The following is a 12,972-nucleotide window of genomic DNA, read 5'->3' as shown; positions in this document are numbered from 1 at the left end:
ATCGGCTCGAAGCGGTTACCTCAACCCGTTGGACATCGCGGTGATCAGTTCGCCGTTGGCGGTGTCACCGCTGAACTCCCAGAAGAAGGCCCCGCCCAGACCCTGGTTCTTGGCGTAGGTCATCTTGCCGCCGATGGTGGCGGGGGTGTCGTAGCTCCACCAGTTGGAGCCGCACTTGGCGTACGCGGTGCCGGCGACCGTGCCGGTGGCCGGGCAGCTGTTCCTGAGGACCTTGTAGTCCTCGATGCCCGCCTCGTACGTGCCGGGCGCGGCGCCGGTGGCGGTGCCGCCGGGGGCCGACTGGGTCACGCCGGTCCACCCGCGGCCGTAGAAGCCGATGCCCAGCAGGAGCTTGGCCGCCGGCACGCCCTTGCTCCGGAGCTTCTGCACGGCCGCGTCGGAGTAGAACCCGGCGGTGGGGATGCCCGAGTAGGAGGTCAGCGGGGAGTGCGGAGCCGTCGGGCCCTGGGCCGCCCAGGCGCCGAAGTAGTCGTAGGTCATGACGTTGTACCAGTCGACGTACTGCGCCGCGCCCGCGTAGTCGGCGGCGTCGATCTTGCCGCCGTTCGTGCCGTCCGCGGTGATGGCGGCGGTGACGAGATAGCTGGAGCCGAACCTGGCGCGCAACGCGGCCATCAGGTTCTTGAACGCCGCCGCGCCGCTGGAGTCACAGCTCAGGCCGCAGGCGTTCGGGTACTCCCAGTCGATGTCGATGCCGTCGAACACGTCGGCCCAGCGCGGGTCCTTCAGCAGGTTGTAGCAGGAGTTGGCGAAGGCGGTGGGGTTGGCCGCGGCCTGGGCGAACCCGCCGGACCAGGTCCAGCCGCCGAAGGAGTAGATGACCTTGATGTTCGGGTACTGCGCCTTGAGCTTGCGCAACTGGTTGAAGGCGCCGCGCAGCGCGCCGGCGTCCCAGGTGTCGGCCTTGCCGTCCACGCTGTTGGCCGTCGTGTACGCCATGTCGTAGTCGGCGTAGGAGTCGCCGATCGCGCACTGGCCGTTGGTCACGTTGCCGAACGCGTAGTTGATGTGGGTGAGCTTGGCGGCCGAACCGCTGGTCACGATGTTCTTCACGAAGTACTGGCGGCCGTAGACGCCCCAGTCGGCGAAGTAGCCGAGCACCTTCTTGCCGCCCGGAGGGGGAGGCGTCGGCGTCACGGTGGGCGTCGCGCTGGGGCTGGGGCTCGGGCTCCTGCTGGGGCTCGGGCTCGGGGAGGGGCTCCTCGTGGGGGTCGCGCTCGGAGAGGGGGACGAGGTGGAGCCGCCCGGAAGGAGCTTCCACAGGGCCGGCACGTTCGGCGGCTCCCACCCGGTCAGGGACGTGTGCGCCTGGATGCACTCGTAGTCCTTGCCCCCGTACGTGACCCGGGCGCCGACGGCGTACCAGGTGTTGGGGGCCCAGGCCGCGTAGGCCAGGGTGACGACTCCGGTCTTCGGGGCGGCGACGGGGGCGGCAGTGGTGGTGGCGCCGGTGGCGGAGGCGGTCCCGATCGCGAGCGGCGCGAGCAGCGCGGCGCCGGCGATCACGGACCCGAGGAGGATCTTTCGCAATGGAAACTCCCGGTCTGGGGGGTAAACGATAGGAAAGTTTCCTATTAGTTCGCAGCGTAAATACCGATCGCCGGAGGGTCAACGCCCCGGCGGCCGGTTAATCGCCGGTTAACTCCTCGCTAAGGTCGCACCCGGACGTCACCTGCACCGGAGGTGCGGACTCCCGTACGATGATGCGGTGAGCGGTCTCGTTCGCTCGGTCTGGCACGAGCCCCGTCCCCCCGATGCCCCCAGGCGGGTGTGGCGCGACTGGGCGCTCGTCGTGGTGTTGGTGCCGCTCGCGGTGCTGGAGGGGGTGCTGCGGCCGGATCTGCCGTGGCGGGTCTTCTCGGTGGTCGTCACCGCCGGGCTGACGCCCGCGCTGCTGTGGCGCCGGACCCGGCCCCTGGAGGCGCTGGCGGTCTGCTTCGTCACGACGAGCCTGGTCCCGGTCGCCCTGCACGGCGCGATGCTCGACATGTACTCCCTGGCCTACCTGCTGATCCTGCCGTACGCGCTGGTGCGCTGGGGGTCGGGCCGCGAGATCGTGATCGGCCTCGCGGTCATGCTCGCCGGGGCCGGCCTGTCCGTGCTTGTCGAGCACGCCGCGCCCGCCGACGCGATCGGCCCGTTCGCCGTCGTGCTCTCCACGACCACGCTGGGCGGGGCGTTCCGCTACCGGTCCAGGGCGAGGGCCCGCGAACTCGACCAGGTCAAGCTGCTCGAACGCGAGCAACTGGCGCGCGAACTGCACGACACGGTCGCCCACCACGTCTCGGCGATGGCGATCCGCGCGCAGGCGGGCCTCGCCACGGCCGCGGCACGGCCCGACGCCGCGACCGATGCGCTGCGGGTGATCGAGGCCGAGGCGGCGCGCGCACTCGACGAGATGCGGGCCATGGTCCGCATCCTGCGCCGCGACGAGCCGGCGGACCTGACCCCCGGCCGCCATATCGCCGACATCGAAGGGCTCGCGGCTCCCGGCGGGCCGGATCACCCGTCCGTCGGGGTCGAGATCTCCGGTGACCTCGGCGGCCTCTCCCCGTCGGTCGAGGCGGCGGTCTACCGCATCGCCCAGGAGGCCGTCACCAACGCGCTGCGGCACGCCCGCCACGCCACCCGGGTGGCGGTGCACGTCACCGGGGACGGGCCCTCGGTGTGCCTGCGCGTGAGCGACGACGGAGACGGCGGCTCCGCTCGCCCGGCGGGCCCGGCGGGGTACGGCATCGTGGGCATGGCCGAACGCGCCGACCTGCTCGGCGGCACCTGTGTGGCGGGCCCGGACCCCGGCCGGGGCTGGACCGTGACCGCGGTGCTGCCCAGGAACGGGGTGGCCACGTGAGCATCCGGGTGCTCGTCGCCGACGACCAGGAGATCGTCCGCACCGGGCTCGCGATGATCCTCGACGCCCAGCCCGGCATCGAGGTCGCCGGCACGGCCGCCGACGGGCGGCGGGCCGTCGAACTCGCGCGGCGCCTGCGCCCGGACGTGTGCCTGTTCGACATCCGCATGCCCGGCCTCGACGGCATCGAGGCCACCCGCTGCCTCGCCGGGCCGGGGGTCGCCGACCCCCTCGCCGTCGTGGTCATCACCACGTTCGACCTCGACGAGTACGTCTACGCCGCGCTGCGGGCCGGCGCCCGGGGGTTCCTGCTCAAGAACGCCGGCGCCGAGATGCTCTCCCAGGCCGTGCACGCCGCCGCCGGCGGGGACGCGCTCATCGCCCCGAGCGTCACCGCGCGGCTGCTCGGGGCCTTCGCCCGGTCCGGCCCCGCGGCGCCGGCGGCGCGGCTCGTCGAGCCGCTGACGTACCGGGAGGAGGAGATCCTGGCGGCGGTGGCGCGCGGGCGGACCAACAGCGAGATCGCCGACGAGATGCACATCTCGCTCAGCACGGTCAAGACGCACGTCGCGAGCCTGATGGCCAAGCTCGGCGCCCGCAACCGCGTCGAGATCGCGATGTGGGCCTATCAGACGGGCCGCGTCACGGGCTGACGGGCGCCGAGCTTACGGGCGCCGGGCCGGCGCCGCACGGCCCACTCGGCCACGGCGAGGTTGATCACCCATGCGAGGGTCATGAGCAGCGCGCGGGGGAGCGGGCCGGGCTGCCCGCCGGTCAGCACGACCCAGGGCATGATGGTCAGCACCTGGGTGCCCGCGCCCATGCCGAGCGCGTAGCCGCGCGCCATCCACGCCCGGTGGCGGGCGACGTCCCGCCGCCGGATCGCCGCGAAGCCGAGGACGATCGACACGATCATGCCGCCGCCCACCACCAGCCGTACGCCGACGAGCAGGGCGCTGTCGTCCGGCAGGTGTGGGTAGAACAGCGTCATCCACAGGCCCGACAGGGCCGTGACGAGCCCGGCGGGCACCAGCACCCGTCCCGAGATCCGGTGCCAGCGCGGAGCGCGGCGGCGGAGCGCGGGGGCGAACTGCAGGGCGCCGAGGAGGCTGAACAGCGTGACGGCGACGATGTGCGCGACCACGGGGAAGGGCGTCGCGAAGTACCGGGCGCTGTTCGCGGTGACCGGCCCGCCGCCGGTCAGCTGCGACAGCCGGGTCGCGCCGGCGACCACGGGGACGGCGCTGAGCGCGATCAGCCCCGCCGGCACCAGCCATTCCCTTTTCCTCCGGCCGCCTCGTGTGGGCACGGACCGTCGCGTCGATGTCAGTTCTGTCATGGCCCGATCGTCGTACGCGGAGCGGGTGCGGATCATCGGCGGAACGGCTCGATCCGCACCGGCCCATCGGCTGCCGATCGGGCGTACTTTCGGCTGATGAGTCCCGGGCGCGGCGCTTCCTACGCTGGCCTCCCAGCCACGACCCAGCTACAGAGGCGACGAGGAGAGATGCGATGAAGGCCTACGTTCTACGCTCGTACGGCCCGCCCGAGGTCCTGACGCTCAGCGACGTCGCGACGCCGGAGCCCGGCCCCGGAGAGGTGCTGGTCCGGGTCCGAGCCACCTCCGTCCAGCCGTACGACTGGCACCACATGCGAGGCGAGCCGTACGTCGCGCGTCTTATGGGCGGCACGCTCGGCCCGCGCGGGCCGCGTCTCAGCGTGCTGGGCGCCGACGTGGCGGGACAGGTCGAGGCGGTCGGCGCGGGCGTCACCGCGTTCGGCCCGGGCGACGAGGTGTTCGCGCTGGTCACCGGGGGCGGCTTCGCCGAGTACGTCAGCGTGCGGGAGAGCGATCTGGTCCGCAAACCGGAGAACCTGTCGTTCGAGCAGGCGGCGGCGGTGCCGCTGGCCGCCGCCACCGCGCTGCTGGCCCTGGACGAAGGGCGGGTCCGGCCGGGGCACGAGGTGCTCGTGAACGGCGCGTCGGGCGGGGTGGGCACGTTCGCCGTGCAGCTCGCCAGGGCGTTCGGGGCCGAGGTCACCGGCGTCTGCGGCCCCCGCAACGTGGACCTGGTCCGGTCGCTCGGCGCGGGCGAGGTCGTCGACTACAGCAGAGCCGACTTCACCCGGACCGGCCGGCGGTACGACGTGCTGCTCGACATCGCGGGCACCAAGCCGCCGGCGGCCTGCCGGCGGGTGCTGAGGCCCCGGGGGACGCACGTCGTCGTCGGCGGGCCGGCCGGACGGTGGCTGCAACCCGTCGGCCACACGATCGCGGCGCTCGCGACGTCGCCGTTCACATCCCGGCGAGTGGTCCTCGCCGACGTGACCCGATGCCGCGAGAACCGGGCGAACCTGGTCAAGCTGGCCGGACTCATCGAGCAGGGCGACCTCACCCCGGTCGTCGACCGCGTCTACCCGTTCGACGACCTCCCCGCGGCCGTCCGCTACGTGGAGGAGGGGCACGCCCGCGGGAAGGTCGTCGTCACGCTCTGAACGGCCTGCCGCGGATCAGGACTCCGCGACCAGGCCATCGGGCTCCGGCTCCGCCGGCGCCGCGTCCTCCGGCTCCGGCTCCGTCCCCGGCAGGGCCCTCACGGTCCGCTCGTCCATCTCGGCGCTCACCGGGGTCGGCGTCTCCACCGGCCGCAGCCACACCACGCCGAGCGGCGGCACGCGCAGCCGCGCCGAGCAGGGCAGGCCGTGCCGCGGCGTCTCCACCGCCTCGACCGAGCCCATGTTGCCGACCCCGCTGCCCGCGTACTCGTACGCGTCGGTGTTGAGGACCTCCTCCCACCGCCCCGGGGTCGGCAGGCCCAGGTGGTAGTCGTCGTGCGGAGCGCCGGAGAAGTTGGCGACGCAGGCCAGCACCGAGCCGTCCGCGCCGTACCGGAGGAACGACAGCACGTTGCCCGAGGCGTCGTCGGCGTCGATCCAGCGGAAGCCCTCGTGGGTGTTGTCGCGGGAGTAGAGCGCGGGCGACTCGCGGTAGACGTTGTTGAGGTCCCTGATCAGCCGCCGCACGCCCTGGTGGAAGTCGAAGTCGAGCAGCCACCAGTCGAGGCCGCCCGCCTCCGACCATTCGGCGCCCTGGCCGAACTCGCCGCCCATGAACAGCAGCTGCTTGCCGGGATGGGCCCACATGAAGCCGTACAGCGCGCGCAGGTTGGCGAAGCGCTGCCACTCGTCGCCCGGCATCTTGCCCAGCAGCGACCCCTTGAGGTGGACGACCTCGTCGTGCGAGAGCGGCAGCACGAAGTTCTCCGAGAAGGCGTACATCAGGGAGAACGTCATCTGGTGATGGTGATACTGCCGGTAGACCGGCTCCCGGGACATGTAGCTGAGCGTGTCGTGCATCCAGCCCATGTTCCACTTGAAGCCGAAGCCGAGACCGCCGAGGTAGGCCGGGCGCGAGACCCCGGGCCAGGCGGTCGACTCCTCCGCGATCGTCACGATCCCGGGCTCCTCGCGGTAGACGACGGCGTTCATCTCCTTGAGGAACTCGATCGCGTCGAGGTTCTCCCTGCCGCCGTACTCGTTGGGCGTCCACTCGCCCTCGCGGCGCGAGTAGTCGAGGTAGAGCATCGACGCCACCGCGTCCACCCGCAGGCCGTCGACGTGGAACTCCTTCAGCCAGAAGAGCGCGTTGGCCACCAGGAAGTTGCGCACCTCCTTGCGGCCGAAGTCGAAGACGTACGTGCCCCAGTCGGGGTGGGTGCCGCGGTGCGGGTCGCCGTGCTCGTAGAGCGGCGTGCCGTCGAAGCGGGCGAGGGCCCACTCGTCCATCGGGAAGTGCGCCGGCACCCAGTCGACGATCACGCCGACGCCGGCCCGGTGCAGCTCGTCCACCAGATGGCGGAAGTCGTCGGGGGAGCCGAACCGCGAGGTCGGGGCGTAGTACGACGTCACCTGGTAGCCCCACGAGCCGCCGAACGGATGCTCGGCGACCGGCAGGAACTCCACGTGCGTGAACCCCATGTCCGTCACGTACTCGACCAGTTCCCGGGCGAGGTCGCGGTAGGACAGGCCGGGCCGCCAGGAGCCGAGGTGCACCTCGTAGGTGCTCATCGGCTCGACGAGGGCGTCCCGCGACGCCCGGGCGGCCATCCACTCCTCGTCACGCCACTCGTACGCCGGCTTCTCCACGATGCTGGCGGTCGCCGGCGGGATCTCGGTGCGCCGGGCCATGGGGTCGGCCTTCTCCCGCCAGACGCCGTCGAGGCCGAGGATCTGGAACTTGTACCGGGCGCCCTCGCCGATCTCCGGGACGAACAGCTCCCACACCCCGGTCCCGCCGAGCGAGCGCATGGGGTGGGCGCCGCCGTTCCAGTGGTTGAAGTCGCCGATCACCCGAACGCCCTGCGCGTTCGGCGCCCACACCGAGAACGCCGTGCCGTCCACGTCCTCGTGGCGGACGACCCGCGCTCCGAGCACCTCCCACAGCCGTTCGTGCCTGCCCTCGCCGATCAGGTGCAGGTCGAGCTCGCCCAGCGTCGGCCAGTGGCGGTACGGATCGTCCGTCTCGTACGGCGGGGCGTCGGCGTAGGTGACGCGCAGGCGGTAGTCCGGGACCTTGTCGACGCCGGGCAGTGTCACCTCGAACACGCCGAAGGCGGTGTGGCTCATCTCGTGCGCCGAGCCCTCGGCCAGCACCTCGACCTTCTCCGCGAAGGGCCGCAGAGCCCTGATCGTGACGCCGTCAGGCCCGGGATGGGCCCCCAGAATCGAATGGGGGTCGTGATGGGCGCCCCCCGCCAGCCGGTCCAAATCCATGTCGCAAACCTGCCCTAGATATATCCCACCGAACACTGCGATCTTGTCAGCGGAAGGCGGCGAGCGGTATGGGCAACCAGGTCGGCCGGTTGCGCGCCTCGTAGACGACCTCGTACACGGCCTTGCTCAGCTCCAGCGCGCGCAGCAGGACCGCCTCGTCGCCGCGGACTCGCCCGCCGCCCTCGGAGTAGCCGGCGAGGAACGCCGCGCGGTTGCGTTCCGACCACTCCCGGGCCCGGTGCTCCAGCCCGTCGGCGTCCGGGTGGTCGGCCAGCAGGTGCCGGGCGGCGTACTCGAACGAGCGCAGCATGCCCGCCACGTCGCGCAGCGGCGAGTCGAGCGCCCGGCGCTCGGCCAGCGGCTGCCCCGGCTCGCCCTCGAAGTCGAGCACGACCCAGTCGGTCATGGTGCGCATGACCTGGCCGAGGTGGTAGTCGCCGTGGACCCGCTGCACCGGCACCTCGTGCGCGAGGTCGCCGAGCCGGTCGAACGCCTCGGCGGCGACGTCGGCGTGCTCGCCGAGCCGCGGCACCTCGGCGATCGCCCGGTCGAGCCTGCGGCGGAACCGCTCGGTCATCCGCTTGAGCTCCGGCGGCTCGATCGTGCCCGTGGGGAAGGCCCGGGCCAGCTCCCGGTGGACCTGCGCGGTGGCCGCCCCCAGCCGCCGGGCCTCGCCCGCGAAGTCGCCCCCGGCGTCCTCCGCCGGCATGCCCTCCGGGGACGCGTAGAGGTCGCGCACGCTGGTCAGCGCCATCGACCAGCCCTCGTTGGCGTTCCGCAGGTACTCCTGCATGATCGCCAGGGTGGTCGGCTCGTCCTGCAGCGTGGTCTCGATCCAGCCGTACGGCCGGGCCACGTGGGACGAGCCCGCGCCGGCGAGCGCGGTGATGATCTCCAGCTCCGGGTTGGTCCCCGGGCTGAGCTGCCGGAACAGCTTGAAGATGTACGTGTCGCCGTACACCAGCGAGGTGTTCGACTGCTCGGCGGTCAGCACGAGGCTGCGCTGCGAGGTGTCGATCTCCACGCCGTGCGCGCGGTGGAAGGCGAGGCCGTCGAACCCGTGGTCCGTGGCCATCCCCTCCAGCAGGTGCGCGGTCAGGGCGGAGTCGTGCAGCGCGTCGTAGACCTCGGCCTCGCGGCCGTCGCGGCGGCACCTGCCGATGCGCACGTGCTCCAGCCGGTCGGGCAGGTGCTCGCGCAGCCCGACCGGGATCTGGTAGCGCGTGCGGCGGTCCCCCTGACGCACGCACACGACCAGATGGAGCAGCGCCGGGTCCCCGCCGGCGATCTCGATCTCGGAGTCGATGGACAGGTCGTCGATGGCGCGCCCCTTGCCGGCGAACCACCGTTGCCCGGTGATCCAGCCGGCCAGAAGCTCCTGAAGTGAAGTCGTCACTCCTCCTTCGTGCCGGCCGTCCGGTGCGTGACGGGCAACGTGAACCAGTAGAACCCATGCCCAGGGAGCGTCAAAAGATACGGAAGTTCGCCGATCGGGGGAAAAGGAACTCCGCCCATGCACTCGACCGGTGTCGATCCCTCGAACCTGCGCAGGTCGAGCTCGACCGGCTGGGGGAAACGGGAGAGGTTGTTGACGCACAGCACCCGGTCGTCGCCGAGCTCCCGCACGAACGCGAGCACGCTGGGGTTGGAGGAGTTCAGCTCGGTGAACTCGCCGAGGCCGAACACGGGGTGCCGCTTGCGGATCTCGATCATCCGCTTGGTGAAGTGCAGCAGCGAGCTGGCGCTCTTCTGCTGGGCCTCCACGTTGATCGCCTGGTACCCGTAGATCGGATCCATGATCACCGGGAGGTAGAGCCGGCCGGGGTCGCAGCTGGAGAAGCCCGCGTTGCGGTCGGGGGTCCACTGCATCGGCGTGCGCACGCCGTCGCGGTCGCCGAGCCAGATGTTGTCGCCCATCCCGATCTCGTCGCCGTAGTACATGACCGGCGAGCCGGGCAGGCTCAGCAGCAGCGCGGTGAACAACTCGATCTGGTTGCGGTCGTTGTCCAGCAGCGTCGCCAGCCGCCGCCGGATGCCGACGTTCGCCCGCATCCGCGGGTCCTTGGCGTACTCCGAGTACATGTAGTCGCGCTCTTCGTCGGTGACCATCTCCAGCGTCAACTCGTCGTGGTTGCGCAGGAAGATCCCCCACTGGCAGTTCTCGGGAATCTTCGGCGTCTGGGCCAGGATCTCCGAGATCGGATAGCGCGACTCGCGCCGCACCGCCATGAAGATGCGCGGCATCAGCGGGAAGTGGAAGGCCATGTGGCACTCGTCGCCCCCGGTGACCGGGTCGCCGAAGTACTCCACCACGTCGGCCGGCCACTGGTTGGCCTCGGCCAGCAGCACCCGGTCGGGGTACAGGCGGTCCACCTCCGCCCGCACCCGCTTGAGGTAGGCGTGCGTCGGCGGCAGGTTCTCGCAGTTGGTGTCCTCCTGCTCGAACAGGTACGGGATCGCGTCCAGGCGGAACCCGTCGATGCCCAGGTCCAGCCAGAACCGGATGACCTCCAGCATCGCGTCCTGCACCGCCGGGTTCTCGAAGTTGAGGTCCGGCTGGTGGTGGAAGAACCGGTGCCAGTAGTACTGCCCCCGCACCGCGTCGAAGGTCCAGTTCGACGCCTCGGTGTCCACGAAGATGATCCGCGCGCCGGGGTACTTCTCGTCGGTGTCGCTCCACACGTAGAAGTCGCCGAACGGGCCGTCGGGATCGTTGCGGGAGGCCTGGAACCACGGGTGCTGGTCGCTGGTGTGGTTCATCACCAGGTCGGCGATCACCCGGATGCCCCGCTTGTGCGCCTCGTCCACCAGCCGGATGAAGTCTCCCAGGTCACCGAAGTCCGGGAGGATCTTCATGTAGTCGGAGATGTCGTACCCGCCGTCCTTGAGCGGGGACTCGTACAGCGGGAGCAGCCAGAGGCAGTCGATGCCGAGCCACTGGAGGTAGTCCAGCTTCTCGATGAGGCCGCGGATGTCTCCGGTGCCGTCGCCGTTCGAGTCGGCGAAGCCGCGGATCAGCACCTCGTAGAAGACGGCCCGCTTGTACCAGCGCTGGTCCCGCGGCTCCTCCTCGGTGAAGGTGTTCGGGATCGGCTGGGTGTGGCTGGGCTGGCTGTGGCTGGGCTGAGGCGTGGTCGAGCTCACCTGTTGACTCCCCGTAGTGTGCAGGGCTGCGTCACGGGCGGAGCGCTGACCCGTGGCGGAGCGTGAGGATGTGTGCGGGTTGTACGTGCGGGTCGAGGCGCACGTAGTTCGCCTGCCCCCAGCGGTACGACTCGCCCGACAGTTGGTCGTCCACGACGAAGTCGGCATGCCAGTCGAGACCGAGGGCGGGCATGTCGAGCCGGACCGTCGCCTCATGGGTGTTGTATGGATCCAGGTTGACGACGGCCAGTACGACATCGCCTAGTCCGTGCCGTCGTGAGGCCGTGTCATAGGCGCCGGGCAGCCGCTTCGAGAAGCAGATCACGTCCGGCTGGTCGACGTTGTGAAACCGTAGGTTACGCAATTCCTGGAGCGCCGGGTGCGCTCTTCTCAACAAATTGAGCTGGGTAATGAACGGGGCAAGGCTGCGGCCCTCACGCTCCGCCGCCGCCCAGTCACGCGGACGGTACTGGTACTTCTCGCTGTCGAGATACTCCTCACTGCCCGGACGGACCGGGACGTTCTCGGCCAGCTCGTATCCGGAGTAGACGCCCCAGGTGGGGGCCGTCAGCGCGGCCAGCACCGCCCGGATCCTGAACGCCGGCACCCCGCCGTGCTGGAGGTACTCGTGCAGGATGTCGGGCGTGTTGACGAACAGGTTCGGCCGCAGGAAGTGCGAGGTCTCGTGGGACAGCTCCCACAGGTACTCCTCGAACTCCTGCTTGTGGTTGCGCCAGGTGAAGTACGTGTAGGACTGGTGGAAGCCGACCTTGCCGAGGGTCCGCATCATGGCGGGACGGGTGAACGCCTCGGCCAGGAACAGCACGTCGGGGTCGGTCGCGTTGATGTCGGAGATCAGCCGCTCCCAGAACCGCACCGGCTTGGTGTGCGGGTTGTCCACCCGGAAGATCCGCACGCCGTGGTCCATCCAGTGCCGGACGACCCGCCTGACCTCCGCGTAGATCCCCTCGGGGTCCTTGTCGAAGTTCAGGGGGTAGATGTCCTGGTACTTCTTCGGCGGGTTCTCCGCGTACGCGATCGTGCCGTCGGCCCGGATGTTGAACCACTCCGGGTGCTCCTTGACCCACGGGTGGTCGGGGGAGCACTGCAGCGCGAGGTCGAGGGCGATCTCCATGCCCAGCTCGCGGGCCTTCGCGACGAACTCGTCGAAGTCCTCGATCGTGCCGAGATCGGGGTGGATCGCGTCGTGGCCGCCCTGCTCCGAGCCGATGGCCCACGGCGATCCGGGGTCGTACTGGTCGGGCGTCAGCGTGTTGTTGCGGCCCTTGCGGAACTGCGCGCCGATGGGGTGGATCGGTGGCAGGTAGACCACGTCGAAGCCCATCTGGGCGATCGCCGGGAGCCGCCTGGCCGCCGTCCCGAACGTCCCCGACTTGGGGGCGACGCCCTCCTGCCCCACCACGGCCCCCTCCGAGCGGGGGAAGAACTCGTACCACGAGCCGAACAGCGCCCGCCGCCGGTCCACCCGCACGCGCTGGCGCCCGGAACGGGTGAGCAGGTCGCGCAGCGGATGCGCGGCGATCAGTTCCGCGGTCTCCGGCAGCTGCGTGACCGCGAAGCGCGCCCGGGGGTCCACCGCGTCGTCCCGCAGGCGGGCCGCCAGGGCCAGCAGCGCGGCCCGGTGCCCGCAGGTGCCGCCCGCCTCCGCCGCCACCCGGCAGTCCGCGGCCCGCACGCCCTTGGCCGCCCGCTCGAACAGCCGGGCGCCCTCCTCGCACATGAGGTCGGCGTCCAGGTTGCGGGGGATCTTGATGCCCGCGTCGTGCGTCCATGTGGCGATCGGGTCGCTCCAGGCCTCCACCCGGAACTGCCACAGCCCTTCGGTGGGCAGCGACACCTCCACGCTCCACCGGTCGGTGCCCGGCCCGGCCTCGCGCATGGGCAGCATCCGGCCCGGCGCGCCGTCCGGGTCGATCAGCACGACGCCGGCGGCGACCGCGTCGTGCCCCTCGCGGAACACCGTCGCGCTGATCTCGAAGGTCTCTCCCGCGGCGGCCTTCGCGGGCCACTGGCCGCAGTCGACGACGGGCTGGATGTCCTGGATGGGAATTCGTCCGATCATCGTCACTTCGTACTCGGGGGCGGCACACCGGGTACCGCCGGCAGGCGGGCAGCACGACAGAAGGGACCCGTAGACCGGAGTCCCACCTCGCTCTTACAGG

9 protein-coding genes are annotated in these 12,972 nt (G+C 71.0%); 3 read left to right on the top strand and 6 right to left on the bottom strand.

Going from position 1 to position 12,972, the window contains the following annotated elements:
* Positions 1 to 15 precede the first annotated feature (15 nt).
* Positions 16 to 1,551 carry a glycosyl hydrolase family 18 protein gene (locus FED44_RS33405; RefSeq protein WP_138463167.1) on the bottom strand — a complete coding sequence of 512 codons (1,536 nt, stop codon included), beginning with the start codon at positions 1,549 to 1,551 and terminating at the stop codon, positions 16 to 18.
* 178 nt (positions 1,552 to 1,729) lie between these two features.
* On the opposite strand from FED44_RS33405, the gene FED44_RS33400 reads away from it, so the two are divergent.
* Positions 1,730 to 2,872, top strand: a complete 1,143-nt coding sequence (locus FED44_RS33400) for a sensor histidine kinase (protein ID WP_138463166.1) — start codon at positions 1,730 to 1,732, stop codon at positions 2,870 to 2,872.
* Positions 2,869 to 3,525 carry a response regulator gene (locus tag FED44_RS33395; protein ID WP_138463165.1) on the top strand — a complete coding sequence of 219 codons (657 nt, stop codon included), beginning with the start codon at positions 2,869 to 2,871 and terminating at the stop codon, positions 3,523 to 3,525. Before FED44_RS33400 ends, FED44_RS33395 begins: the two co-directional genes overlap by 4 nt.
* On the opposite strand, the gene FED44_RS33390 is transcribed toward FED44_RS33395, so the two are convergent.
* A complete protein-coding gene (locus FED44_RS33390) occupies positions 3,501 to 4,142 on the bottom strand; it encodes a DUF2306 domain-containing protein (RefSeq protein ID WP_187406111.1) in 642 nt (213 codons plus the stop codon). The two genes, FED44_RS33395 and FED44_RS33390, sit on opposite strands and share 25 nt — an antisense overlap.
* Before the next feature lie 242 nt (positions 4,143 to 4,384).
* Here FED44_RS33390 and FED44_RS33385 point away from each other — a divergent pair, with 242 nt between their 5' ends.
* A complete protein-coding gene (locus tag FED44_RS33385; protein WP_138463163.1) occupies positions 4,385 to 5,368 on the top strand; it encodes an NAD(P)-dependent alcohol dehydrogenase in 984 nt (327 codons plus the stop codon).
* 15 nt (positions 5,369 to 5,383) lie between these two features.
* On the opposite strand, the gene glgB is transcribed toward FED44_RS33385, so the two are convergent.
* From glgB to FED44_RS33365, 4 genes are all read right to left on the bottom strand, one after another.
* Positions 5,384 to 7,645 carry a 1,4-alpha-glucan branching protein GlgB gene (glgB, locus tag FED44_RS33380; RefSeq protein ID WP_138463162.1) on the bottom strand — a complete coding sequence of 754 codons (2,262 nt, stop codon included), beginning with the start codon at positions 7,643 to 7,645 and terminating at the stop codon, positions 5,384 to 5,386.
* A 46-nt stretch (positions 7,646 to 7,691) separates the two neighbouring features.
* Positions 7,692 to 9,041, bottom strand: a complete 1,350-nt coding sequence (locus tag FED44_RS33375; protein WP_138463161.1) for a maltokinase N-terminal cap-like domain-containing protein — start codon at positions 9,039 to 9,041, stop codon at positions 7,692 to 7,694.
* Positions 9,038 to 10,735, bottom strand: coding sequence for a maltose alpha-D-glucosyltransferase (gene treS, locus FED44_RS33370; protein WP_244302484.1), 1,698 nt, complete (start codon positions 10,733 to 10,735; stop codon positions 9,038 to 9,040). The genes FED44_RS33375 and treS overlap by 4 nt, the downstream gene beginning before the upstream one ends.
* Before the next feature lie 85 nt (positions 10,736 to 10,820).
* Entirely contained in the window at positions 10,821 to 12,872 is a 2,052-nt protein-coding gene (locus tag FED44_RS33365) for an alpha-1,4-glucan--maltose-1-phosphate maltosyltransferase (protein WP_111698853.1), read from the bottom strand.
* Between the last annotated feature and the right edge of the window lie 100 nt (positions 12,873 to 12,972).

Source organism: Microbispora triticiradicis (assembly GCF_005864065.1).
GTDB classification, from domain to species: Bacteria; Actinomycetota; Actinomycetes; order Streptosporangiales; family Streptosporangiaceae; genus Microbispora; species Microbispora triticiradicis.
The sequence above is the reverse complement of the archived record's forward strand: the minus strand, read 5'-3'. Positions and strand labels throughout refer to the sequence as shown.

Coding starts and splice junctions, on each gene's coding strand:
- glgB (WP_138463162.1), bottom strand. CDS start 7,645: ATGGATTTGGACCGGCTGGCGGGGGGCGCCCATCACGACCCCCATTCG.
- FED44_RS33385 (WP_138463163.1), top strand. CDS start 4,385: ATGAAGGCCTACGTTCTACGCTCGTACGGCCCGCCCGAGGTCCTGACG.
- FED44_RS33365 (WP_111698853.1), bottom strand. CDS start 12,872: ATGATCGGACGAATTCCCATCCAGGACATCCAGCCCGTCGTCGACTGC.